The 22,886-nt window shown below is 70.0% G+C and carries 22 protein-coding genes; 4 read left to right on the top strand and 18 right to left on the bottom strand.

Features of this window, described 5'->3' with window-relative positions; all coding sequences use genetic code 11:
* Nucleotides 1-44: 44 nt before the first annotated feature.
* From lepA to rpoE, 4 genes are all read right to left on the bottom strand, one after another.
* Complete coding sequence (gene lepA, locus ASD69_RS02290; protein WP_056173477.1) at nucleotides 45-1,838, bottom strand: translation elongation factor 4; 1,794 nt, start codon at nucleotides 1,836-1,838, stop codon at nucleotides 45-47.
* Between the two features lie 107 nt (nucleotides 1,839-1,945).
* On the bottom strand, nucleotides 1,946-3,460 hold the full coding sequence (locus ASD69_RS02285) for a DegQ family serine endoprotease (protein WP_056173474.1): 1,515 nt from the start codon (nucleotides 3,458-3,460) through the stop codon (nucleotides 1,946-1,948).
* Between the two features lie 142 nt (nucleotides 3,461-3,602).
* Nucleotides 3,603-4,469 carry a sigma-E factor negative regulatory protein gene (locus ASD69_RS02280; protein ID WP_056173472.1) on the bottom strand — a complete coding sequence of 289 codons (867 nt, stop codon included), beginning with the start codon at nucleotides 4,467-4,469 and terminating at the stop codon, nucleotides 3,603-3,605.
* 1 nt (nucleotide 4,470) lies between these two features.
* The gene (rpoE, locus tag ASD69_RS02275; protein WP_056173469.1) at nucleotides 4,471-5,073 is read right to left on the bottom strand and encodes an RNA polymerase sigma factor RpoE; all 603 of its coding nucleotides are present in this window, start codon (nucleotides 5,071-5,073) and stop codon (nucleotides 4,471-4,473) included.
* A 240-nt stretch (nucleotides 5,074-5,313) separates the two neighbouring features.
* Between rpoE and ASD69_RS02270 the strand changes: the two genes are divergently transcribed.
* Complete coding sequence (locus ASD69_RS02270) at nucleotides 5,314-7,365, top strand: 3-hydroxyacyl-CoA dehydrogenase NAD-binding domain-containing protein (protein WP_056173466.1); 2,052 nt, start codon at nucleotides 5,314-5,316, stop codon at nucleotides 7,363-7,365.
* 632 nt (nucleotides 7,366-7,997) lie between these two features.
* On the opposite strand, the gene ASD69_RS02265 is transcribed toward ASD69_RS02270, so the two are convergent.
* From ASD69_RS02265 to ASD69_RS02205, 13 genes are all read right to left on the bottom strand, one after another.
* Nucleotides 7,998-8,363 (bottom strand): PilZ domain-containing protein, encoded by a 366-nt coding sequence (locus ASD69_RS02265; protein ID WP_055909722.1) that lies wholly within the window; start codon nucleotides 8,361-8,363, stop codon nucleotides 7,998-8,000.
* Nucleotides 8,360-9,334, bottom strand: coding sequence for a DNA polymerase III subunit delta' (locus ASD69_RS02260; protein ID WP_056173464.1), 975 nt, complete (start codon nucleotides 9,332-9,334; stop codon nucleotides 8,360-8,362). Before ASD69_RS02260 ends, ASD69_RS02265 begins: the two co-directional genes overlap by 4 nt.
* On the bottom strand, nucleotides 9,331-9,969 hold the full coding sequence (tmk, locus tag ASD69_RS02255; protein WP_056173462.1) for a dTMP kinase: 639 nt from the start codon (nucleotides 9,967-9,969) through the stop codon (nucleotides 9,331-9,333). The genes ASD69_RS02260 and tmk overlap by 4 nt, the downstream gene beginning before the upstream one ends.
* Nucleotides 9,966-11,111: an endolytic transglycosylase MltG gene (mltG, locus tag ASD69_RS02250; RefSeq protein ID WP_056173459.1), complete on the bottom strand. Its 1,146-nt coding sequence runs from the start codon at nucleotides 11,109-11,111 to the stop codon at nucleotides 9,966-9,968. The genes tmk and mltG overlap by 4 nt, the downstream gene beginning before the upstream one ends.
* On the bottom strand, nucleotides 11,108-11,950 hold the full coding sequence (pabC, locus tag ASD69_RS02245; RefSeq protein WP_056173455.1) for an aminodeoxychorismate lyase: 843 nt from the start codon (nucleotides 11,948-11,950) through the stop codon (nucleotides 11,108-11,110). The genes mltG and pabC overlap by 4 nt, the downstream gene beginning before the upstream one ends.
* The gene (locus ASD69_RS02240; RefSeq protein ID WP_056173452.1) at nucleotides 11,947-13,302 is read right to left on the bottom strand and encodes an aminodeoxychorismate synthase component I; all 1,356 of its coding nucleotides are present in this window, start codon (nucleotides 13,300-13,302) and stop codon (nucleotides 11,947-11,949) included. Before ASD69_RS02240 ends, pabC begins: the two co-directional genes overlap by 4 nt.
* 193 nt (nucleotides 13,303-13,495) lie before the next feature.
* Entirely contained in the window at nucleotides 13,496-14,734 is a 1,239-nt protein-coding gene (gene fabF / locus ASD69_RS02235; RefSeq protein ID WP_056173449.1) for a beta-ketoacyl-ACP synthase II, read from the bottom strand.
* Between the two features lie 162 nt (nucleotides 14,735-14,896).
* Nucleotides 14,897-15,136, bottom strand: a complete 240-nt coding sequence (gene acpP, locus ASD69_RS02230; RefSeq protein ID WP_031373652.1) for an acyl carrier protein — start codon at nucleotides 15,134-15,136, stop codon at nucleotides 14,897-14,899.
* 117 nt (nucleotides 15,137-15,253) lie between these two features.
* Nucleotides 15,254-16,000, bottom strand: coding sequence for a 3-oxoacyl-ACP reductase FabG (fabG, locus tag ASD69_RS02225; protein ID WP_056173446.1), 747 nt, complete (start codon nucleotides 15,998-16,000; stop codon nucleotides 15,254-15,256).
* Nucleotides 16,001-16,108: 108 nt separating this feature from the next.
* Entirely contained in the window at nucleotides 16,109-17,056 is a 948-nt protein-coding gene (gene fabD / locus ASD69_RS02220) for an ACP S-malonyltransferase (protein WP_056176403.1), read from the bottom strand.
* Between the two features lie 188 nt (nucleotides 17,057-17,244).
* Nucleotides 17,245-18,240 carry a beta-ketoacyl-ACP synthase III gene (locus ASD69_RS02215; RefSeq protein WP_056173443.1) on the bottom strand — a complete coding sequence of 332 codons (996 nt, stop codon included), beginning with the start codon at nucleotides 18,238-18,240 and terminating at the stop codon, nucleotides 17,245-17,247.
* 205 nt (nucleotides 18,241-18,445) lie between these two features.
* On the bottom strand, nucleotides 18,446-18,640 hold the full coding sequence (gene rpmF, locus ASD69_RS02210; RefSeq protein ID WP_056173439.1) for a 50S ribosomal protein L32: 195 nt from the start codon (nucleotides 18,638-18,640) through the stop codon (nucleotides 18,446-18,448).
* Nucleotides 18,641-18,725: 85 nt separating this feature from the next.
* Nucleotides 18,726-19,253, bottom strand: a complete 528-nt coding sequence (locus tag ASD69_RS02205) for a YceD family protein (protein WP_056173437.1) — start codon at nucleotides 19,251-19,253, stop codon at nucleotides 18,726-18,728.
* Between the two features lie 126 nt (nucleotides 19,254-19,379).
* Here ASD69_RS02205 and ASD69_RS02200 point away from each other — a divergent pair, with 126 nt between their 5' ends.
* From ASD69_RS02200 to ASD69_RS02190, 3 genes are all read left to right on the top strand, one after another.
* Entirely contained in the window at nucleotides 19,380-19,745 is a 366-nt protein-coding gene (locus ASD69_RS02200; RefSeq protein ID WP_056173434.1) for a hypothetical protein, read from the top strand.
* An 11-nt stretch (nucleotides 19,746-19,756) separates the two neighbouring features.
* Nucleotides 19,757-20,350, top strand: a complete 594-nt coding sequence (locus tag ASD69_RS02195) for a Maf family nucleotide pyrophosphatase (RefSeq protein WP_056173431.1) — start codon at nucleotides 19,757-19,759, stop codon at nucleotides 20,348-20,350.
* 94 nt (nucleotides 20,351-20,444) lie between these two features.
* Nucleotides 20,445-20,963 carry a tetratricopeptide repeat protein gene (locus ASD69_RS02190; protein WP_056173428.1) on the top strand — a complete coding sequence of 173 codons (519 nt, stop codon included), beginning with the start codon at nucleotides 20,445-20,447 and terminating at the stop codon, nucleotides 20,961-20,963.
* Between the two features lie 46 nt (nucleotides 20,964-21,009).
* On the opposite strand, the gene ASD69_RS02185 is transcribed toward ASD69_RS02190, so the two are convergent.
* Nucleotides 21,010-22,842, bottom strand: a complete 1,833-nt coding sequence (locus tag ASD69_RS02185) for a glycosyltransferase family 39 protein (protein ID WP_056173426.1) — start codon at nucleotides 22,840-22,842, stop codon at nucleotides 21,010-21,012.
* Nucleotides 22,843-22,886: the final 44 nt, after the last annotated feature.

Below are 22,886 nucleotides of genomic sequence, written 5' to 3'. Positions count from 1 at the left end.
GTCCACTCGGCCGTATCCCGAATCCCGAATCTCGAATCCCGGCTTCATTTGTTGTCCACCTGCAATACCGCCAGGAACGCTTCCTGCGGAATCTCCACGCGCCCCACCTGCTTCATGCGCTTCTTGCCCTCTTTCTGCTTCTCGAGGAGCTTCTTCTTACGGCTGATGTCGCCGCCGTAGCACTTGGCCAGCACGTTCTTGCGCATCGCCTTGACCGTGCTGCGGGCGATGATCTGCGAGCCGACCGCGGCCTGGATGGCGACGTCGAACATCTGGCGTGGAATCAGTTCGCGCATCTTTTCGGAGATCTCGCGGCCGCGGCGATCGGCGTGGGCGCGGTGGGTGATGATGCTGAGCGCGTCGACCTTGTCGCCGTTGATCAGCGTGTCCACGCGCACGAACGGACCGGCCTGGAAGCGCAGGAACTGGTAGTCCAGCGAGGCGTAGCCGCGCGAGACCGACTTGAGGCGGTCGAAGAAGTCCAGCACCACCTCGGCCATCGGCAGCTCGTAGCTGATCTGGACCTGGTTGCCCATGTAGGTGATGCCGATCTGGCTACCGCGCTTTTCCTCGCACAAGGTGATCACGTTGCCGACGTAGTCCGGCGGCGTGAGGATGTTGGCGCGGATGATCGGCTCGCGGATCTCCTCGATCATGTTGACCTGAGGCAGCTTGGCCGGATTGTCCAGCGGCATGGTGGTGCCGTCGGTCTTGAGCACTTCGTAGATCACCGTCGGCGCGGTGCTGATCAGGTTGAGGTCGTACTCGCGCTCCAGGCGCTCCTGCACGATCTCCATGTGCAGCATGCCCAGGAAGCCGCAGCGGAAGCCGAAGCCCATGGCCTCGGAGCTTTCCGGCTCGAAGCGCAGCGCGGCGTCGTTGAGGCGCAGCTTCTCCAGCGCTTCGCGCAGGTCCGGGTAGTCCTCGGCGTCGACCGGGAACAGGCCGGCGAACACGCGCGGCTGCATCTCCTGGAAGCCCGGCAGCGGCTTGCTGGCCGGATCGGAGGCCAGAGTCAGGGTGTCGCCGACCGGCGCGCCGTGCACGTCCTTGATGCTGGCGTTGATCCAGCCCACTTCGCCGGCGCCCAGCTTGGGCAGGTCCTTGCGCTTGGGCGTGAACACGCCGACCTTGTCGACCAGATGGGTGCGGCCGGTCGACATCACCAGGATCTTGCTGCCCGGCACGATCTCGCCCTGCATGACCCGCACCAGCGAGACCACGCCCAGGTAGTTGTCGAACCAGGAGTCGATGATCAGCGCCTGCAGCTTGTCGGTGTCGCGCGGCTTGGGCGGCGGGATGCGATGCACGATCGCTTCCAGCACGTCGACCACGTTGAGGCCGGTCTTGGCGCTGATCGCGACCGCGTCCTCGGCGTCGATGCCGATCACCGCCTCGATCTCGGCCTTGGCGCGCGCGATGTCGGCGGTGGGCAGGTCGATCTTGTTGAGCACGGGCACCACTTCCAGGCCCTGCTCGACCGCGGTGTAGCAGTTGGCGACCGACTGCGCTTCCACGCCCTGGGCGGCGTCCACCACCAGCAGCGCGCCTTCGCAGGCGGCCAGCGAGCGGCTGACTTCGTAGCTGAAGTCGACGTGGCCGGGGGTGTCGATGAAATTGAGCTGGTAGACCTGACCGTCCTTCGCCTTATAGGGCAAGGACACGGACTGCGCCTTGATGGTGATGCCGCGCTCGCGCTCGATCGGGTTGGAATCGAGCACCTGCGCTTCCATCTCGCGCGCCTCCAGGCCTCCGCAGAGCTGGATGATGCGGTCGGCCAGGGTCGATTTGCCGTGGTCGACGTGAGCGATGATGGAGAAGTTTCTGATCTGCTGCATGCGGGACGGCGCGAAGCTCACCGGTTCCAGAGAGTTAACGGGAGATTATCGCATACCGCGCCGTACCCACGCCCACGCGCCCGCCCCAGGACGGGCGCGTGCCCACCTCAGCCGGCTTTCGCCTCGGCGGTGACCGCGATGAACTGGGTCGCCGCGCCGCGGCGCACCAGCAGCATCACGGTGTCGCCCGGACGCACCCCGGCCAGCTCGCGGTTCAGCGCCGAGGCGCTGCCGACCGCGGTGCGGCCGACCGACAGCACCACGTCGCCCGGGCGCAGCCCGGCCTCGCCCGCGGCCTCGCCCGGCGTCTGCACCAGCACGCCCTCGCCCACCTTCAGGCCCAGGCGCTGGCGCGCGTTCGCGGCCAAATCCTGGCCGACCAGGCCCAGCGCGTTGCTGCCGCCGCGGCCCGGGGCCACGGCGCTGTCGTCGTTGGCGGCCGGACCGGGCGCGCCGGCGACCTCGGCGCCCAGGGCGCCCAGCACTACTTGCTCGGTCAGGACCTTGCCGCCGCGGTTGATCTCCAACTTGACCTTGGCCCCCGGCGCCAGTGCGCCGATCAGCGGCGGCAGGTCGCTGGAGGTGTTCACCGGGCGGTCGTTGACCGCCAGAATCACGTCACCGAGCTGGATCCCAGCCTTCTCGGCCGCGCCGCCGGCCTGCACGCTGTTGACCAGGGCGCCGCGCGAATCCGACAGGCCCAGGCCCTTGGCGCTTTCGGAGGTGATCGCCTGCACGCCCACGCCGAGCAAACCGCGCTGGACCTTGCCGGTCGCGCGCAGCTGTTCGGCCGAGTTCATCGCCACGTCGATCGGGATCGCGAAACTCACGCCCATGTAGCCGCCGGAGTTGGAGAAGATTTGCGAGTTGATGCCGACCACCTCGCCGCTGGTGTTGAGCAGCGGGCCGCCGGAGTTGCCCTGGTTGATGGCGACGTCGGTCTGGATGAAGGGCACGTACTGCTGGTCGGCGTAAGGATTCATACGGCCGACCGCGCTGACGATGCCGGCGGTGACCGAGTGATCCAGGCCGAACGGCGAACCGATCGCGATCACCCACTGCCCGGGCTTGGTCAGGCTGGCGTTGGCCAGGCGCAGGAACGGCAGGCTCTTGGCGTCGATCTTGAGCAGGGCGACGTCGGACTGCTCGTCGCTGCCGACCACCTTGGCGGTGAACTCGCGGCGATCGGACAAGGTGACCTTGACCGTGTCGGCGCCGTCGACCACGTGATGGTTGGTGAGCACATAACCGTCCTGCGAAATCAGGAAGCCGGTGCCCAGCGAATTGCCGCCGCCGCGCGGACCGCGCGGGCCCTGCGGACCGCCCGGCATGTCGGGGCCGAAGAAGCGGCGGAAGATTTCCGGAATCTCCTCCTCGTTCGGCATCTGACCCTGGCCGCGGCTGGCGCGGCGCGGCGCGATCTCGGCGCGCACGTTGACCACGGCCGGACCGACCCGCTGCACCAGGGCGGTGAAATCGGGCAGACCGCTGACCAGCGGCGCCGAAGGCGTCGCGGCCGGCGGCGGCGCGATCGGAGTGCTGGGAGTCTGCGCGGTGCAGGCGGCCGGCAGCAGGGCGACCAGGGCAGTGGTCAAGGCGATAGAGCGAAGCGGACGAGTCATGGAATCGGCCTCGAAGGTTGCGGAGATTTGGCCGCGCGGCCGCCGGGCCGCGCGTGATCGGGGGAACTACTGAGAGAGTGCGAGCGGATGCGCAGCGCGGCGAGTCAGGCACGCGCGCTTCGCGCTCCGCCGCCGCGGCCGCTTACGGCTGCGGCATCCGGCTTTCGGGTTCGGGCGCCGGCGGCGGCTGCACCGGCGCCGAGTCGGACGCGCTGGGCTCGAAGGGATAGAACGAACGCGCGCTGGCGCTGCTGCTGCCGTAGCTGGCGGTGAAGCCACCGGTGGCCGGATAGTTCGGCAACACCGCGCGTGGCCACGGCCGCGACGGCGCGTCGCTGTGCTGGGGCCGGAACGGATTGGCGGCGGCGCCGGCGCTGGCGGCCGCCACTTCGATCGCGGGCGCGGCGGCGACGGCCTGGGTCTGGGTTTGGGTTTGGCGACGCAGGGCGGCGCGCTGGGTCTGCCCGCGCGAGCTGCGGCGTTCGGCGATGCGGCGCGGCACTTCGGCCACCGCGACCGCGGCAGCACCGAGACCGGCGGCCTGCTGCTCGGGGCTCTGCGGCAACGGCGCGGCCGGTGCGCTGCCGGCATCGGCGCTGGCGACCTGGGTCTGCGGCGCGGCCGCATCGGGGGCGCTGTCGTTGGCGAACGGACGCGCCACGAACAGGGCCGCCACCGCCACCGAGGCGGCCAGGGCGCCGCCGATCCAGCCGCGACGGCTGGCCGGGGCGGCCGCGGGTGCGGCGGCCTGCGCGGTCGCGGCCTCTGCGGCGATCGCCGCGGCGACGCGGTCGGCGAAATCCGGCGCGGCGATGCCGGCGGCCTGCCCGCGCAGGGCATCGCCGCACAACTGCCAGCTGCCGCAGGCGCGGCGCCATTGGGCGTCGTGGCTCAGGCGCTTGAGGGCGAAGCGGGCGGCATCGCCGTCGAGCTCGCCGTCGAACAGTGCGCTCAGGGCTTCGCGGTCGGTGGGAATGCCGTGCTCGTTGGAGGCTGCGTTGGACGTCATATCAGTGGGCGCGCTCGCGGGTGTCTTGGTTATCCAGCAGGGGCCGCAGCTCGATGTCGATCGCCTCGCGGGCGCGGAAGATCCGCGAACGCACGGTGCCGATCGGGCAGCCCATCTTCTGCGCGATTTCCTCGTAGCTCAGGCCGTCCACCTCGCGCAGGGTGATCGCGGCCCGCAGTTCCTCCGGCAGGGATTCGACCGCGTGCATCACCGTGCGTTCGATCTCCTGGCGCAGCAACTCGTGTTCCGGGGTGTCGCTGTCGCGCAAGCGGATGCCGGTCTCGAACTGTTCGGCGTCGCCGGCGTCGATGTCGTCGGTCGGCGGCCTGCGGTTCTGCGCGACGAGGTAATTCTTGGCGGTGTTCACGGCGATCCGGTGTAACCACGTATAGAACTGCGCATCGCCCCGGAAGTTCGGCAGCGCGCGGTAAGCGCGCAGGAAGGTTTCCTGGGCAACGTCCTGGCATTCGCTCCAGTCCGGTATGTAGCGCCCGATCAGCGCGGTGATCCGATGCTGGTACTTGCGCACCAGGGCATCGAAGGCCGTGCTATCGCCACGCTGGACACGCCTGACCAGCTCTTGGTCCAACTCATTCTCGGCCATGCCGCGCCGGCACTCCTGTCAGCTCGGCCGTGGCCGAACAATGGGACAACCCTGTCGGGAGAAAGTTCAATCACGATCATAAATGGGGCCGGGGCCGCGCCGGCGCAACCGCCAAGGGTCACGCCGCGGCGTGCGCCGGGGGCCGCTCGGAACCGAGGCCTGGGAGCCGCCGATTTGACGGCGACGAAACAACCTCGGGATGATAGCGGGATATTCCATACCTGAACGGATGGTGCAGTCATGATGGCTGGCCTCGACGGACTTCGTTTCCAACATTGGCAGACCGAGCTGCGGGAGGACGGCATCCTGCTGCTGTCGTTCGACCGCGCCGGCTCGTCGGTCAATACCTTCGGACAGGACGTCCTGATCGAGCTCGACGCGCTGCTGGAGCGGCTGGCGCTGGACCCGCCCAAGGGCGTGGTGCTGCGTTCGGCCAAGGCCTCCGGCTTCATCGCCGGTGCCGACATCAAGGAATTCCAGACCTTCGACGAGAAGGGCACGGTCGGCGACGCGATCCGGCGCGGCCAGCAGGTGTTCCAGCGTCTGGCCGAACTGCCCTGCCCCACGGTCGCGGCGATCCACGGCTTCTGCATGGGCGGCGGCACCGAAATCTCGCTGGCCTGCCGCTACCGCGTCGCCAGCAGCGATCCCTCGACCCGGATCGGCCTGCCGGAAGTGAAGCTGGGCATCTACCCGGGCTGGGGCGGCAGCGTGCGCCTGCCGCGCCTGGTCGGCGCGCCGGCCGCGTTCGACATGATGCTCACCGGCCGCGCGCTGTCGGCATCGAACGCGCGCGCGATCGGCCTGGTCGACAAGGTGGTGGAAGCGCCGCTGCTGGTCGACGCCGCGGTCGCGCTGGCGCTCAAGGGCACCCAGCGTCCGTTCAAGCAGCGCTTCATGGGCTGGGCGACGAACAGCTGGCTGGCGCGCAAGATCCTGCCCGGCATGCTGACCAAGCAGGTCGCGCGCAAGGCGCGCAAGGAGCACTACCCCGCTCCGTACGCGCTGATCAACACCTGGGCGCGCAGCAGCGGCGGCGTGCAGGCGCGCCTGGCGGCCGAGCGCAAGTCGGTGGTCAAGCTGGCCTCCACCCCGACCGCGCGCAATTTGATCCGGGTGTTCTTCCTGCAGGAGCGGCTCAAGGGCCAGGGCGGCAAGGATCATGGGATTCAGCGCGTGCACGTGGTCGGCGCCGGCGTGATGGGCGGCGATATCGCGGCCTGGTCGGCCTACAAGGGCTTCGAAGTCACCCTGTCCGATCGCGAACAGCGTTTCATCGACGGCGCCCTGACCCGCGCCCAGGAGTTGTTCGCCAAGCGGGTCAAGGACGAGAGCAAGCGTCCGGCGGTGGCGGCGCGCTTGAAGGGCGACCTCGCCGGCGAAGGTGCGGCGCAGGCCGATCTGGTGATCGAGGCGATCATCGAAAAGCCCGAGGCCAAGCGCGAGCTCTACGATCAGGTCGAGCCGAAGATGAAGCCCGACGCGCTGCTGACCACCAACACCTCGTCGATCCCGCTGGTCGAACTGCGCGACCACATCCGCCGTCCGGCTCAGTTCGGCGGCTTGCACTACTTCAATCCGGTGGCGCTGATGCCGCTGGTCGAGATCATCCGCCACGACGCGATGGCGGCGGAGACGGAGCAGCGCCTGGCGGCGTTCTGCAAGGCCATCGACAAGCTGCCGGTGCCGGTGGCGGGTACGCCCGGCTTCCTGGTCAATCGCGTGCTGTTCCCGTACATGCTGGAAGCGGCGACCGCGTTCGCCGAGGGCATCCCGGGCCCCGCCATCGACAAGGTCGCGGTGAAGTTCGGCATGCCGATGGGGCCGATCGAACTGATCGACACCGTCGGCCTGGACGTGGCCGCGGGCGTGGGCGCGGAACTGGCGCCGTTCCTGGGCCTGAGCGTGCCGGCGGCGTTGAGCGGCGTGGAGCCGAACAAGCGCGGCAAGAAGGACGGCCAGGGCCTGTACAAGTGGGAGAACGGGCGCGCCCAGAAGCCCGAACTGCCCAAGGACTATCAGACCCCGTCGGACCTGGAGGATCGCCTGATTCTGCCGTTGGTCAACGAGGCGGTGGCCTGTCTGCACGATGGCGTGGTCAGCGATGCCGACCTGCTGGATGCGGGCGTGATCTTCGGCACCGGCTTCGCGCCGTTCCGCGGCGGCCCGATCCAGTACGTGCGCGAAACCGGCGCCGATGCGCTGCTGGAACGCCTCAAGACCCTGCACGCGCGCTACGGCGATCGCTTCGCGCCGCGTCCGGGTTGGGATTCGCCGGCGCTGCGTCCGTGAGGGGCGCGGCGCTGGCGTCAGCAGCCTGCGTTGCCGAGGCTGCCATGGCCCTCGCCGCACCGCGGCACAAACCCGAGTGGGTGCTTCACAGCATGCGCTGACCACCGCATCGACGCGGGCCGCTGTGGCGGCGCGACGGTACGGTTCGTCTTGGGCCCATCGCAGCGTACGAGCTGACGGCGCGAATTCGTAACCTCGCGCGCCCTCACCCCAACCCCTCTCCCGCCAGCGGGAGAGGGGCTGAAGGCGGCGTCGAATGGGTCCCCTCTCCCGCTTGCGGAGAGGGGCTGAAGGCGGCGTCGAATGGGTCCCCTCTCCCGCTTGCGGAGAGGGGCTGAAGGCAGCGTCGAATATGTCCCCTCTCCCGCTTGCGGAGAGGGCTGAAGGCGGCGTCGAATGGGTCCCCTCTCCCGCTTGCGGGAGGGGGCTAGGGTGAGGGATGAGCGCGAAGCGCGAATGCGCTTTATCCCGAACCTGGCCTTTGCGGTCGCGGTCCCGATTCAGGGGTATTCACACGCGGACGCACATCGCGGCCGGTGCCGCTCCCGGAGGAAACGGACCCTCGATGCGAATGAGGACTCGCGGTCGCGGCTGGCGCCGCTCCTGCACGGAGCGGATGCAGAGACGACGCGTTACATCGTGTGGGTGGCGCGATCCGCGGTCAGCGAGCCGGCCAGCAGCGCTTCGATCTTGCCCTTCACCGCATCGCCTTCGGCGGTCTCGGCGAACTGCACGCCGATACCGGCCGGGCGATTGCCCTGGGCGCCGGTGGGCGTGACCCACACCACCTTGCCGGCCACCGGCAGACGCTCGGTGGATTCGGGCAGGGTCAACAGCAGGAACACCTCGTCGCCGAGGAAGTAACGCTTGGGGGTGGCGACGAAAATGCCGCCGTACTTCAGGAACGGCATGTACGCGCCGTACAGCGCCGCCTTGTCCTTGATCGCCAACGACAGGATGCCCTGCCTGGCTGCGCCCGCGCCTGCCGCTCCGCTCATCCCCGATGTCCTCCAGCGGCCCGCGCGCCGTCGGGCGCGCGCCAAGCCATCAACAATTCGACTACCGCCAGGTCCGCGCGCACCGTCGTCCGCAACAGATCGCGGGTGCGATTGGCGCGATCGAACCAGGCCGCCAGACTGCGCGTTCGCACCGGGTCGGTCAAGCCGGAGGCTTCGGCCAGGGCGAGATCCGCAGCATGGCGCAGACGCAGCGCGGCGTGCTCGTCGCCGACCCAACGCGCGGCGATTTCCGAAGGCGAGGCGTCGCCGCGCGCGAGCTTGCTCAGATCGGCGGCGACGTCGCGACGCAGCTTCAGGCCGTCGCCCTGCAACCACTCGTGGGCCAGGCCCGGATGGCCGCGCGCGGCCTCCAGCGCTTCGCGCGCGGCGGTCTCGGCGTGGCCGGCGGCCTTCAGCCAGGCCAGCGCCTCGTCTTGCGGCGGCAAACGGAACTCCAGGCGTTGGCAGCGGCTGCGGATGGTCGCGCTCAAACGCAGCGGATGCGCGCTGACCAGCCACAGGTAGCGGCCGGGCACCGGCTCTTCCAAGGTCTTGAGCAAGGCGTTGCCGGCGGCGTTGTTGATGGCATCGGCCGGGTCCAGGATCGCGACCTGGGCGCCGCCGTACTGCGGCGTCAGCGACAGGCGCTCGGACAGGCTGCGGATCTGTTCGATCACGATCTCGGTGCGCAGGCGCGTGCCTTCCTTGTTCGGAATGAAGGACACAGTCTGGAAATCCGGATGGGTGCCCGCCGCGTACAGCAGGCAGCCGCGGCAATGCCCGCAGGGCTCGCCCTGGGCGTCGCGATCGCGGCACAACAGGCGCTGGGCCAGACGCTCGGCGACCGCGCGCTTGCCCAACTGGGCCGGGCCGCAGAACAGCAGCCCGTGGCCGAGGCGGCCGGCGTCGAGCGCGGCGGTGGCCTGCTCGTAGACCCGGCGCTGCCAGGGCGCGAACGCGGGCGCGCTCACGACTGCGCCTCGATCAATTGCCGCAAGCGCGCCACCGCCTGCGCGGCGACCGCATCGGCGGGCTGGCTGGCGTCGATCACATGGAAGCGATGCGCCTGCGCTTGCGCGCGCGCGCGATAGCCGGCGCGCACGCGCTCGAAGAAGTCCTCGCGCTCGGCTTCGATGCGATCGACGGCGCCGCGTCCGCGCGCGCGCTGCAGGCCGATCGCGACCGGCACGTCCAGCAGCAGCGTGAGCGCGGGCTCGATCCCGACCACGCGGCGTTCGAGTTCGGCGATGAACGCCGCATCCAGACCCCGACCCTCGCCCTGGTAGGCGTAGCTGGCGTCGGTGAAACGGTCGCTGATCACCCAGGCGCCGCGACGCAGCGCCGGCAACAGGGTTTCGCGCACGTGCTGGGCGCGGCCGGCGAACACCAGCAGCAGCTCGGCCTCGGGCGTGGCGGGTTCGTGATGGGGGTCCAGCAGCAGGCCGCGGATCTGTTCGGCCAGCGGCGTGCCGCCGGGCTCGCGCGTGCACACGACTTCGACGCCGGTCGCTTCCAGCGCATCGCGCAGCGCGGCCAGCACGGTGGATTTGCCCGCGCCCTCGCCGCCCTCCAGGGTGATCAGGCGCGGCTGGACCTGCAGGTTCATCGGCGCGCGCTCTGCGCCGGCGTAGGCGGCGTGGGAGTGGGCGCGGTCTCGGCCTCTTGCGCTTCTTCCAGCACCGCCTTGCCCTCCTCGGGCTGGCCGCCGCGGCGCTGCGCGCGGTAGCGCTGCAGGTACAGGCGTACGTTGGCTTGATGCTGGGCGTAGGTGGCCGCGAATAGGCTGCTGCCGCTGCCGTCGCCGGAGGCGACGAAGAACAGCGCGTCGCCGGGCGCCGGATTGGCGACCGCCTTGAGCGCGCCCGCGCCCGGCATCGCGATCGGCGTCGGCGGCAGGCCGGTGCGGGTGTAGGTGTTGTAAGGCGTGTCGGTCTGCAGGTCGCGCTTGCGGATGTTGCCGTCGTAGCCGGCGCCCAGGCCGTAGATCACGGTGGGGTCGGTTTCCAGCTTCATGCCCAGCTTGAGTCGGCGCTCGAACAGGCCGGCGATCTGCGGGCGCTCGGAGGCGATGCCGGTTTCCTTCTCGACGATCGAGGCCAGGATCAGCATTTCCTCGCGGCTCTTGAGCACGCTGTTCTTGTCGCGGCCTTCCCAGGCCGCATCGAGCGCCTTGTCCATGGCGTCACAGGCGCGCTTGAGCACGTCCAGGTCGCTGTCGCCACCGGTGTAGAGATAGGTCTCGGGCAGGAAGCGCCCTTCCGGATGCTGGCCCGGCCGGCCCAGCGCCTTCATCAGCGCCGCATCGTCGAGCTTGGCGGCTTCCTGCTTCAGGTCCTGCTTGCGCGCCAGCGCCGCGCGCAGATCGCGCAGGTTCCAACCCTCGATCACGGTGAAACGATGGCTGACCACGCGGCCGTCGCGCATCGCGATCAGCAGCTCGCGCGGCGTGGTGCCGGGCTCGAGCGCGTACTCGCCCACCTGCAGGCGGCCGGCGGCGCCCAGGTGCTTGGCCAATGCGCGCCACTCCAGCGCGTCGCCGCCGCTCACGCCGGCCTCGCGCAGCTTGCGCAGCACCACCGGCAGCGAGTCGCCGCGTTCGACGATCAGGCTTTGCCCGGCCTGCAGGCCGGACAGCGGAGCGTCGGCGAAGCGCACGTAGCGCTGGAACAGCCAGCCGCCCGCGACCACGGCGGCCAACACCAGCAGCAGGAAGAAACCGCCGACACGGCGCTTGGTTTTACGACTCACGACACCTCCGAGCCCGGCAGGGCTGCAGATTCGAATGCGGGATGCGACTCGGCCAGGCGGCGCTGCAGGCCGGCCACCGCGGGATGCGAGGGCCAGACGCGCTCGCCCAGGCGGGCGACCGGCAGGATACCGCGCACGGCATTGCACAGGAAAACCGCGTCCGCGCTTTCCAACGCGTCTTGCGACAGGGTCGCGGTTTCGGCCGCGGCTTCGCCCAGGATCGCCAGCACCTGCTCCCGGCACACCCCGGCGACGCCGCAGCGGTCCACGCGGGGCGTCCACCAGCGGCCCTCGCGCAGCACGAACAGGTTGGCCGCGGTCGCGCACACCACCGCGCCTTCGCCGTCGCGCATCAGGCCTTCATGGATCTCGGCGGCGTCCCATTCGGCGCGCGCCAGGACCTGCTCCAGGCGGTTGCAGTGCTTCAACCCGGCCAGCGCCGACGGCGTCGCCAGGCGAGTCTCGCACCAACGCAGACGCAGCCCCTCGGCCGGTGCCGGCGGCGGCAGCGGATGGGTGGACAGCAACCACGTCGGCGGCGCATCGGTCGGCGGCGCGTACCCTCGCCCGCCCGCTCCCCGGCTCACGATCAGCTTCAGCACCGCATCGGCGCCGTCGAGCAGGCGCTCGGCCTCGGCGCGCACGTAGTCGGGAGGCGGCAGCGGCAGGCGCAGGCGCGCCGCGCCGCGGCTCAGGCGCCGCCAGTGCGCGTCCCACCACGGCAGCTGGCCGCGATGCGCGCGCAGGGTTTCGAACAGGCCGTCGCCATAGGCGTAGCCGCGGTCCAGCAAGGGCAGCGCCTGCGCGGCTCGCTCGCCGACGTAGACGCGCGCATTCATCCGGCCACGCCCAACGCGCGCAGCATGCCGCGCGCCTTGGCGCGGGTCTCGTCTAGCTCGCGCTGCGGATCGGAGTCGGCGACGATGCCGGCGCCGGTGCGGAAACGCAGCTCTTGGCCTTCCAGCTCGGCGCTGCGGATCAGGATGTTGAGGTCGAGGTCGCCGTCGCGGTTGAGCCAGCCCATCGCGCCGGTGTAGACGCCGCGACCGCCGCCTTCGAGCTCGGCGATGATCTGCATGCAGCGCACCTTGGGGCAGCCGGTGATGGTGCCGCCCGGAAACACCGCACGGATGGTCTCGCCCGGGCTCGCGTCCGTGCGCAGGCGGCCGCGCACGTTGCTGACGATGTGGTGGACGTGGGCGTAGCTCTCCACCGTCATCAGTTCGTCGACTTCGACGCTGCCCGGCGTGCATACCCGGCCCAGGTCGTTGCGCTCCAGATCGATCAGCATCACATGCTCGGCGCGTTCCTTGGGATGCGCGACCAGCTCGCGGATGCGCGCCAGGTCGTCGTCGCCGGCCACGCGCGGGCGGGTGCCGGCGATCGGCCGGGTCTCGACCACGTCGCCGCGCACCGACACCAAGCGCTCGGGCGAGGCGCTGACCACAGCCCAGTCGGAGCCGGCGAACAGGCCCGCGAACGGCGCCGGATTGTGCTGGCGCAGGCGCTGGAACAGGGCCGCGGGCGCCAGCGGCGCGTCGAAGCGCGCGCGCCAGCCGCGCGAGAGATTGACCTGGAATACGTCGCCGGCGAGCAGGTAGTCGAGCACGCGCGCAACGCCGTCGGTGTAGCGCTGCGGGGCATCTTCCTCGATCGTCTGCGGCGGCTGCCATTCGGGCAGCGGCGCCAGCGCGGCCGCGCGCTCGATGTCGGCGACGATCGCGTCGAGCATGTCCGCGTGATCGGTCTCGGCCAGCACGATGCAGTCGCCGCTGGCGCGGTCGCGCAGCAGCGCGGCCGGGCAGCGCAGGGCCAAGGCCACCGGCAGGCCGCCCGGCGCCGCCGGCAGGCGCAGCACCGGCTCGACCTGCGCGGCCAGCTCGTAGCCGAACAGCAGCGCCCAGCCGCCGCGGAACGGCCAGCGCGGCTCGTCGCGCGCGACCCGCTGGGCGCGCCAGTCGGCGTCGAGCGCGGACAGGAAATCGCCGGCGCGCGCGCCCCCGTCCTGGTCGCGCACGGTACCGTCGGGGTCCAGTTGCAGCGACGCGCCGTTAGCGGCCAGCAACAGGTCCCAGCGGCCCTGGGCAGTGCCGTCGGCGCTGGATTCCAGCAGCATGGGATAGCGCTGCGGCGCCAGGCGCTGCAGCGACAACAGATCGACGGTGGCGGGCAGCGCGCGGGTCAGCAGCATGATGGTCGAACCTTATACCGGCGCGGCGCGAGCGTGCGAGCGCGACGCGGAAGCGAACCGGCCGCGAGCGGCGATCCGCTCGCGGCGTCGTCGCGGCGCAAAGCCGATACGCGCGGAAATCCGGCGGGCACGGCGACAGGTCCGGTGCAGAGGCGACCGGACCTCGCCGCAGCGAGCGCCGAGGGTGCGCGGATCAGATCCGCTTGAACACCAGGGTGCCGTTGGTGCCGCCGAAACCGAAACCGTTGGAGACGGTGACGTCGACCTTCTTCTCGCGCGCCACGTTGGGCACGTAGTCCAGGTCGCAACCCTCGCCCGGCTGGTCCAGGTTGATGGTCGGCGGGATGATGCCGTGGTGCAGCGCCAGCACCGAGTAGATCGCCTCGGCGCCGCCGGCCGCGCCCAGCAGGTGGCCGGTCATCGACTTGGTGGAGCTGACCATGGTCTTGTAGGCGTGGTCGCCGAGCGCGCGCTTGATCGCCAGGGTCTCGGCCAGATCGCCCAGCGGGGTCGAGGTGCCGTGGGCGTTGAGGTAGGCCACGTCCTCGGGATTGATCTTGGCGTCCTTGAACGCGGCCGCCATGCAGCGCGCCGGGCCTTCGCCGTTCTCGCTGGGCGCGGTCATGTGGAAGGCGTCGGAACTGGCGCCGAAACCGGCCAGCTCGCAGTAGATGCGCGCACCGCGCGCCTTGGCGCGCTCGTACTCCTCCAGCACCAGGATGCCGGCGCCGTCGCCGAGCACGAAGCCGTCGCGGTCCTTGTCCCAGGGGCGCGAGGCGCGGGTGGGATCGTCGTTGCGCGTCGACATCGCCTTCATCGAGCAGAAACCGCCGACCGAGGTCTGCGAGGCGCCGCGCTCGGCGCCGCCCGCGATCATCACGTCGGCATCGCCGTACTGGATCATGCGCATCGCCATGCCGATGGAATGGTTGGAGGTGGCGCAGGCCGAGACGGCGGAGAAATTGGGGCCCTTGATGCCGGTCAGCAGCGAGACCTGGCCGGGCAGCATGTTGATGATGGTGCTGGGCACGTAGAACGGCGAGATCTTGCGCGGGCCGCCCTCGTGGTACTTGATGGTCTGCTCCTCGATGCCGAGCAGGCCGCCGATGCCCGAGCCGATCAGCGCGCCGATGCGCTCGGCATTGGACTCGTCCACGACCAGGCCCGCGTCCTCCATCGCCATCATCGAGGCGGCGACGCCGTAATGGATGAACTCGTCCATCTTCTTGGCGTCCTTCGGGCCGACCCACTTGCCGATGTCGAAGTCGCGGACTTCGCCGGCGATGCGGGTGGTGAAGTTGGACGCGTCGAACCAGGTGATCGGACCGATGCCGGAGCGGCCGTTGACGATGCCGTCCCAGTTGCTGGCCAGATCGTTGCCAAGCGGGGAAACGATGCCGAGGCCGGTGATCACTACGCGACGGTTGGACATGGAGCACTCCGTACTGTTGACGCGATTGTTGACGCGGGTTGCTGACGCTACGCCGGCGTATCCACCGGCCCTAAAAACGCGGGGCCGCAATGCGGCCCCGGTTTGGTTTTGCCGACGACGCCGGCGGTCCGCTCGCGCTGGCCGCCGCGCCGCCTACGCCGATTACGACTTGACGTGCGCCTTGACGTAATCGATCGCCTGCTGCACCGAGGTGATCTTCTCGGCCTCTTCGTCCGGGATCTCGCACTCGAATTCTTCTTCGAGCGCCATCACCAGCTCGACGGTGTCGAGCGAATCAGCGCCGAGGTCGTCGACGAACGAAGCGTTGTTGGTGACTTCTTCTTCCTTAACGCCAAGCTGTTCGACCACGATCTTCTTGACGCGTTCTTCGATGCTGCTCATGAGTTTGTGCTCCTCCCGTGAGGGGTTTTCGATGGAATAGTCTAATGGAATCGGGGGCGTTCGCGAGCATGCGCGAAACCCCTTTTGGTTCAATCGTTTACGCTTGGCAACGACGGCTCATGGCATGTACATGCCGCCGTTGACGTGCAGGGTCTCGCCGGTGATGTAGGCCGCGCTGGGGCCGGCCAGGAACGCCACCGCGCGGGCGATGTCGGCCGGTTCGCCGAAACGGCCCAGCGCGATCTGGCCGAGCATCGCGTTTTTCGCGTCCTCGGGCAGCGAGCGGGTCATGTCGGTGTCGATGAAACCGGGCGCGACCACGTTGACGGTGATGCCGCGGCTGCCGATCTCGCGCGCCATCGACTTGCTGAAGGCGATGATGCCGGCCTTGGCCGCGGCGTAGTTGGCCTGGCCGGCGTTGCCGGTCACGCCGATCACCGAGGCGATATTGACGATGCGGCCCTTGCGCGCCTTCATCATCGCGCGCATCACCGCCTTGCTGGTGCGGAACACGCTGGTCAGGTTGGTGTCGAGGATGGCCTGCCAGTCCTCGTCCTTCATGCGCATCAGCAGGTTGTCGCGGGTGATGCCGGCGTTGTTGACCAGGATCGAGATCGCGCCGATGTCCTTGCCGATCGCGTCGATCACCGCCTCGATCGAGGCCGGGTCGGCGACGTCCAGGGTGCGGCCGTGGCCGCCGTGCGCGGCCAGGCGCTCGCCGATCGCGGCGGCGCCGGCGTCGCTGGTGGCGGTGCCGATCACGGTCGCGCCTTGCGCGGCCAGTTCGTCGGCGATCGCCGCGCCGATGCCGCGGCTGGCGCCGGTGACCAGGGCGATTTCGCCCGCGAGGGGTCCAGTGCTCATGTAATGCTCCGTTTCTTTCTATTCGCTGCGGCGACGGTTCGGTGCGGCGTCGGCGCGATCATCACCCGAAACGGGCGGAGCGCGCAGCCAGCCTGACCAGGATAGGGCTCAGGCCTGCGACCAGTCCGCCAAGGCGGCCTCGAAATCGCCGACCGTGCCCAGCGGGCGCGCGTCCAGCGACTTGTCGATGCGCTTGGCCAGGCCGCTGAGGACCTTGCCGGGGCCGCATTCGGCCACGCGCGTCGCGCCGCGCGCGGCCAGGGCCTGCACGCAGCCGGTCCACTGCACCGGCAGATAGAGCTGGCGCACCAGCGCGTCGCGGATCGCGTCGAGCTCGGCATGCGCCTGGGCGTCGACGTTCTGCACCACCGGCAGCGCGGGCTGGCGCCAGCTCAGGCCAGCCATCGCCTCGCCGAGGCGGTTGGCGGCGTCGCGCATCAGCGGGGTGTGCGAAGGCACGCTCACGGCCAGCTTGACCGCCTTGCGCACGCCGCGTTCGGCCAGCAGGGTCAGCGCGGCGTCGACCGCGGCGGCATGGCCGCCGATCACGATCTGGCCGGGCGAGTTGTAGTTCGCCGGCACCACCACGTCCTTGCCGGACACCGCGGTGCAAACTTCCTGCACCAGCGCGTCCTCGGCGCCGAGCACGGCGGCCATCGCACCGGTGCCCGCGGGCGCGGCGTCCTGCATGAACTGTCCGCGCAGGCGCACCAGATGGGCGGCGTCCTTCAGCGACAGCGCGCCGGCGGCGACCAGGGCGGTGTACTCGCCCAGGCTGTGGCCCGACAGCAGCGCCGGCTGCGCGCCGCCCTGGGCCTGCCACAGGCGCCACACCGCCACGCCCGCGGCGAGCAGCGCCGGCTGGGTGTATTCGGTGCGGTTGAGCATTTCTTCCGGACCGCCCTGGCTCAGCGCCCACAGGTCGGTCGCGGCGCCGTCGCTGGCCTCGGCGAAGGTGTCGCGGATCAGCGGATGCAGCTCGGACAGCTCGGCGAGCATGCCCAGCGATTGCGAGCCCTGTCCGGGAAACACGAAAGCGAGGGAGTCGTGGCTCATCGAGTCGTGGCGCGAACGCCGGTCCAGTTCGTCAAGGACCGGCATGATACGAGGCAAACCGCGTCATCGTCTGTACTCGCGCGTATCGTGACGCATTGCGACAGTTTCCAAAGACGCGAATTCGGGCGCAAAAACGAACGCGCCCGGCAAGCCGGGCGCGTCGGATGAGGCGGCGAAGACCGAGCCGGTCAGTAGCGCAGCAGCGCCGAGCCCCAGGTGAAACCGCCGCCGAAGGCCTCCAGCAGCACCAGCTGGCCGCGCTGCACGCGGCCGTCGCGCACCGCTTCGTCCAGCGCCAGCGGCACCGAGCCCGAGGAGGTGTTGCCGTGCTTGTCGACGGTGACCACCACGCGCTCCATCGGCATGTCCAGGCGCTTGGCCGTGGCTTCGATAATGCGCAGGTTGGCCTGATGCGGAATCAGCCAGTCGATGTCGTGGCGGTCCAGGCCGTTGGCTTCCAGGGTCTCCTCGACCACCGAATCCAGCGCCTTGACCGCGTGCTTGAAGACCTCGTTGCCGGTCATCATCACCTTCACGCCGGCGTTGTGCTCTTCCGGCTTGAAGCCGACCGAGACGCCGACCGGGTTCCACAGCAGTTCCTTCTTGCCGCCGTCGGCGTGCAGATGGGTGCTGAGGATGCCGGTTTCGCTGTCGGCCTTGAGTACGACCGCGCCGGCGCCGTCGCCGAACAGCACGCAGGTGCCGCGGTCGCTCCAGTCGATCATGCGGGTCAGGGTTTCCGAGCCCACCACCAGCACGGTCTTGGCCGCGCCGGACTGGATGAACTTGTCCGCCACCGTCAACGCATAGACGAAGCCCGAGCAGGCGGCGTTAACGTCGAACGCGGGGCAGCCGTTGGCGCCCAGGCGGTGCTGCAACAGGCAGGCGGTGGACGGGAAAATCAGGTCGGGCGTGGTCGTGCCGAGCACGATCAGGTCCAGGTCCTGCGCGGCGACGCCGGCGGCTTCGAGCGCGCGCAGCGAGGCGTGGTAGGCCAGATCGCAGGTGGTTTCGCCTTCGGCGGCGACGTGGCGTTCGCGGATGCCGGTACGGGCCGCGATCCACTCGTCGCTGGTGTCGACCATCTTGGCGAGGTCGTCGTTGGTCAGGATCTTTTCCGGCAGATAGCTGCCGGTGCCCGCGACACGCGAATAGATCCGGTCTTGCTTGCGCTGCTCAGTCATCACCACTCCGCTGCGGAACCGTAGCCAGGCCCGATCGGGCCATTCCGCCAGACGCGCTGGCGGCGGAACCCCGCCGTGGCGGCCGCAGGTCCCGCGTGCTGGGTAAGCACGTGTTGGTTCCGCGCGCTATGACAGCGGCGGCCGGATCGGCGACGGCCCCGCGCGCCGCTGGTGCGTGCGCGCGGCGCGACGGGCGAAGCGAAGATTACTCTTCGTCGGCGACCTTGGACTGGGTGTTGATCACCTTCTTGCCGCGGTAGTAGCCGTCGGCGGTGACGTGGTGGCGGATGTGGGTCTCGCCGGTGGTCGGGTCGGTGGCCAGCTGCTTGCTGGTCAGCGCGTCGTGGGCGCGGCGCTGGCCGCGGCGGGACGGGGAAACGCGGGACTTCTGGACAGCCATGGTCTTGCTCCAAGAGAAACTGTGGAAACTGAAACTGAGAGTTTGCGGTACTGCCCGGGCGCGTCTTGCGGAGCGCCGCGGTGGATCAGTTCGATTTGTTCTTCAACGCCGACAACGCCGCGAAGGGATGGGTGCGTTCCTGTTCGGCCTCGGTGGCCGGCCAGTCCCGCTCCATCGCTTCCGTGCCCGGAGCCATCGGCACCACCGGCACGGCGAGGATGAGTTCGTCCTCGACCAGTTCGATGGTCCGCAGCTGGCCGTCTTCCGGCATCAGCAGCGGTTCGTAACCCGGCGGCAGCCCGGCCTCGTCCGCTTCCTCGCGGATCAAGCCCAGGCGCTGCACGATCTGCACCGGCAGCAGGAACCGCTCCAGGCTGCGCTGGCACAGCAGCGGCAACGCCGTATCGATCTTCAACTCGACGTAGGGCACCTGCAGTTCGTCGTTGGCGAAATCCAACGAGAACGTCACGTCACCCTCGGTATCGAGCAGACTGTCCTGCAGCCGCTTGAACGACGACAACGGCACGCGCCCCTCGACGCCGCGCCTTGCGGCCACCAGGCGCCAGGCATCGAGTACTTCGGGCACCCGCCCGGCTGGCACGTCCGCTGACATAAGCCGCGGAATGTTAGAGACCCAACCCCCTGATGTCAAACCGGAAACCCAGGCCTGGCGGGGATTTGCCGCCGGCTGGGCCCTCGGGTCAGACTTCGGCTTTCCCTGCGTTCAGCCGACTCCGCCGTGACCACCACCCTGATCCTGCTTCTGGCCGCGCTGGCGGCCGCCGCCGTGGTCGCGTTCGGCCTGCGCCGCGGCTCCGGCCGCCACCAGCGCGCGGTGCGCGAGCTGCTGGACGCCGCCGATGCCCTGGAAGCCCGCCTGCGCACGGCCCGGGCCGAGATCGAGGCGGTCGCCGGCGACCTGACTCTGGACCCGGTCGGCGACGCCATGCGCGAAATGCTGCGCCAGCGCCTGTGGCTGCGCGACCACGGCAATTCGGCCAGCCCCGAGCAGCTGGCCGAGGTCCGGGCCTCGATCGACGCCGCGCGCGGCCGGATCGAGCAGCAGCTGTCGCAGATCGAGCGCGCGCGCGCGCCGCTGGCCTGAACGCGGCCGCCATGTCCGCCTCACCGCCCCCGGCGCCGCTGGTGCTGGCCTCGACCTCGGTCTACCGGCGCGAGCTGCTGCAGCGCCTGCGCCTGCCCTTCGACTGCGAGCGTCCGCGGGTCGACGAGACCCCGCGCCCGGGCGAATCGCCGCTGGACCTGGCCCAGCGCCTGGCCCGGGCCAAGGCCGAGGAGGTCGCCGCGCGCAGGCCAGGGGCCTGGGTGCTGGGTTCGGACCAGGTCGCCGAGTTCGACGGCCGCCCGATCGGCAAGCCCGGCGACCGCGCCGGCGCGATCGCCCAGCTGGCCTCGATGTCGGGGCGCGAGGTGCGCTTCCTGACCGCGTTGAGCCTGGCCCGCTGCGGCCAGGCCACGCAGGGCGCCCTGGACGTCACCGTGGTGCGCTTCCGCGCACTGAGCCGCGCCGAAATCGAACGCTACGTCGACGCCGAGCAGCCCTACGACTGCGCCGGCAGCTTCAAATCCGAGGGACTGGGCATCAGCTTGTTCGACGCGATCGACAACCGCGACCCCAGCGCCCTGATCGGCCTGCCGCTGATCGAAACCGCGCGCCTGCTGCGCGCGGCCGGCTACGCCCTGCCCTAGTCCGGCACCGCTTCGACGCAAACGCAGCCACGCGCGCCTCACGGGCGAGCGGACCTTGGCTATGCTCGCGGCACTATCCAGGGGGAAAACCAGCATGAAGATTCGCACCGCAGCCGTCGCGGGAGTTTTGTTCGTCTCCGGTATCGCGGTGGGCACCGCCGCGCAGAAGGTCGCGGCGCCGTCCTACCGCGACAAACCCAAGCCCGATGCCGCCATGGCCCTGCTGCAGACCGCCACCGCGCTGGCCGGCAAGGGCAGCTGGGAACGCATCGCGGTCGGCCGCGTCTACTACCTCGGCGGCCATAAGGCCGAAGGCCAGGCGCTGTTCGACCAGGTGCTGGCCGGCAAGCCCGAGGACACCGACTTCTACCGCATCGCCCGCGTCTATCGCGAGGCCGGCGAGTGGGACAAGGCCAAGGCGATGTTCGATCGCTTCCTGAGCGTGAACGACGGCGACGAAACCAAGCTGGCCGAGATCGGCGCGTATTACCTGATCCAGGGCGATCGCGCGGGCGCAGAACGTCTGTTCGACCGTTCGTTCAAGGCCAAGCCCGATCTGTGGGCCACGGTGGCCGCCGCCGGCGGTTATCTGGACGTCGCGCCGCAGGAGTGAGCGCACGCGCGTCGACGCGCGCGCAGCGCGTCGGCGCGGTTCCGACTCAGGGCGCCGCGTCGACCAGTTCGACCGGCTGCTCCGACCAGGTCTCGACGCTGCCGTCGCGCCCGCGCAGGCGCAGACCCAGCCAATGCCGGCCCGGCGCCACGCCCGCGTCCAGCGCGACCTGCGCGGTGAACCCCACCTGCGGCTGCCGCGGATCGCGCGAACGCGCCCAATAGGCCTGCACGTCCAGGCGCTCCAGGCCGTAGCGCGCCTGCGCGACCACGCGCCCGTCGAGGGTGACCTCGACGCCATCCAATCCGACCCCGTCCTTGAACGCCCAACCGCGCAGGTCGAAGCGGCGACCGATGCGCGCGCGCGATTCGGGCGTGTCGATCCAGGCCATCGCCGGCGTCGTGCACGCGCCCGTGCGCGGACGGTCCAGCGCGAACAGCAGGAACCGCTGGCGGCCGTGATCGACGTTGAGCACTTGCGGCGGCGGCAGCGGCCCGACCATCGCGCACAAGGCCTGGTAGCGATCGAGCAGGTTCTTGTACTCGACCTCGCTGGCGCCCACCACCAGCAGCACCGGCGCATCGCCCCAGTCGGCGCGCCCCGCGCTGCTCAGGCCCCACAGTCGCAGCTGCGGCGCGCGGCCGTGCTTGTGATTGAGCGGATGATCGAGCACCGCGATGCGCGGATCGCGCAGGGCGAAACCCAGCTCGGCGGCGACCTTGAAGTTGTCGGCGATCAGGCGCGTGCCGGCCGGCATGCGCGCGCGTCGCGCGCGCACGCTCGCGGCCAGCTCGTCCCAACCGGCGAAGTTGCTCGGATACCACTTCTGCGCCGCGCTCAGCGCGCGCACCTGCGGCACCGACACCGCGACGTAGTAGCCCAGCATCGACAACAGGCCCAGCGCGGCCGCGATCCAGGTCAGGCGCCGCGCCCAGCGCGGCCACTGTGCCAGCAGCGCCGGCAACAAGGGCAGCAGTGCGAAATAGCCGGGCAAGGGCCAGTGGAAACTCACGCGCTCGGTGTCGGCGAAGAAACCCAGGGCGAAGAAACCCAACACCAGCAGACCGCCCAGCAGGGCGAAGTAGCGCGTCGCCTGCGCGTGGGCGCGATAACCGCGCTTGGCCGCCAGCATCAGCGCCAGGAACAGCGGTGGCGTGACCAGCAGAGCCTGGATCGCGACGAACCACAGGCCGTCGCCGTGGAAGGCCCAGGGATGGCGATCGACCAACTGGAAACGCAGGCCGGCCTCGGCGTTCTCGACGTTCCAGAACACCAGCGGCGCCCAGGCCGAAGCGCCGATTGCGATCGCGGTCAGGGTGCGCACGTCGCGCAAGGCGCGGCGGCCATCGGCCAACATCAGCAAAGCCAGGAAACCCACGCCGATCACGGCGATGAAACGGTAATGGCTGAGCGCGCCTATGCTCAGGCCGGCGGCCAGTTCCAGCGCGGTGGCGGCATCGACGCGACGCAGCAGGCGCGCACCCGCGTCCATGCACAGCAAGGTCGCCAGCGCCATCGCCGCGTCCGGCAAGGCCAGCAGGCCCAGCGTGCCGCCCAAGGGCAGCAGCAGCGCGAAACAGGCCGCCTGCCAGCCAGCGCGCATACCGTATTCGCGCGCGGCGATGCGTTGCACCAGCAAGGGCAGCAGCGCGGCGATCGCCAGGAACGGCGCGCGCAAAGCCAGGGTGTGTTCGCCGCCGATGGTGGTGCCCAGGCGCGCGAGCCAGGCGGTCAGACCGGGCAGGTCGGAATAGGCCGCGGCCGGATGCCGCCCTTCCCACCAATAGAAGGCCTCGTCCACGAACAAGGGCAGGCGCGCGGCGACCAGCAACTTGAGCGACAGGACCAGCGTCCACAGAACCCAAAAAGTGCGGCGCATCACAAGGTCCCGATGGACATCGACATCGACCTCGTTCGCATCCG

Origin of the sequence: Lysobacter sp. Root604 (assembly GCF_001427505.1) — a bacterium.
Lineage (GTDB): Bacteria > Pseudomonadota > Gammaproteobacteria > Xanthomonadales > Xanthomonadaceae > Lysobacter.
The sequence above is the reverse complement of the archived record's forward strand: the minus strand, read 5'-3'. Positions and strand labels throughout refer to the sequence as shown.

Excerpts from the sequence above, each read along its gene's own strand:
- lepA (WP_056173477.1), bottom strand. The coding sequence starts at position 1,838 with ATGCAGCAGATCAGAAACTTCTCCATCATCGCTCACGTCGACCACGGC.
- ASD69_RS02285 (WP_056173474.1), bottom strand. The coding sequence starts at position 3,460 with ATGACTCGTCCGCTTCGCTCTATCGCCTTGACCACTGCCCTGGTCGCC.
- ASD69_RS02280 (WP_056173472.1), bottom strand. The coding sequence starts at position 4,469 with ATGACGTCCAACGCAGCCTCCAACGAGCACGGCATTCCCACCGACCGC.
- rpoE (WP_056173469.1), bottom strand. The coding sequence starts at position 5,073 with ATGGCCGAGAATGAGTTGGACCAAGAGCTGGTCAGGCGTGTCCAGCGT.
- ASD69_RS02270 (WP_056173466.1), top strand. The coding sequence starts at position 5,314 with ATGATGGCTGGCCTCGACGGACTTCGTTTCCAACATTGGCAGACCGAG.
- ASD69_RS02265 (WP_055909722.1), bottom strand. The coding sequence starts at position 8,363 with ATGAGCGGAGCGGCAGGCGCGGGCGCAGCCAGGCAGGGCATCCTGTCG.
- tmk (WP_056173462.1), bottom strand. The coding sequence starts at position 9,969 with ATGAACCTGCAGGTCCAGCCGCGCCTGATCACCCTGGAGGGCGGCGAG.
- pabC (WP_056173455.1), bottom strand. The coding sequence starts at position 11,950 with ATGAATGCGCGCGTCTACGTCGGCGAGCGAGCCGCGCAGGCGCTGCCC.
- ASD69_RS02240 (WP_056173452.1), bottom strand. The coding sequence starts at position 13,302 with ATGCTGCTGACCCGCGCGCTGCCCGCCACCGTCGATCTGTTGTCGCTG.
- fabF (WP_056173449.1), bottom strand. The coding sequence starts at position 14,734 with ATGTCCAACCGTCGCGTAGTGATCACCGGCCTCGGCATCGTTTCCCCG.
- acpP (WP_031373652.1), bottom strand. The coding sequence starts at position 15,136 with ATGAGCAGCATCGAAGAACGCGTCAAGAAGATCGTGGTCGAACAGCTT.
- fabG (WP_056173446.1), bottom strand. The coding sequence starts at position 16,000 with ATGAGCACTGGACCCCTCGCGGGCGAAATCGCCCTGGTCACCGGCGCC.
- fabD (WP_056176403.1), bottom strand. The coding sequence starts at position 17,056 with ATGAGCCACGACTCCCTCGCTTTCGTGTTTCCCGGACAGGGCTCGCAA.
- ASD69_RS02215 (WP_056173443.1), bottom strand. The coding sequence starts at position 18,240 with ATGACTGAGCAGCGCAAGCAAGACCGGATCTATTCGCGTGTCGCGGGC.
- rpmF (WP_056173439.1), bottom strand. The coding sequence starts at position 18,640 with ATGGCTGTCCAGAAGTCCCGCGTTTCCCCGTCCCGCCGCGGCCAGCGC.
- ASD69_RS02205 (WP_056173437.1), bottom strand. The coding sequence starts at position 19,253 with ATGTCAGCGGACGTGCCAGCCGGGCGGGTGCCCGAAGTACTCGATGCC.
- ASD69_RS02195 (WP_056173431.1), top strand. The coding sequence starts at position 19,757 with ATGTCCGCCTCACCGCCCCCGGCGCCGCTGGTGCTGGCCTCGACCTCG.
- ASD69_RS02190 (WP_056173428.1), top strand. The coding sequence starts at position 20,445 with ATGAAGATTCGCACCGCAGCCGTCGCGGGAGTTTTGTTCGTCTCCGGT.
- ASD69_RS02185 (WP_056173426.1), bottom strand. The coding sequence starts at position 22,842 with ATGCGCCGCACTTTTTGGGTTCTGTGGACGCTGGTCCTGTCGCTCAAG.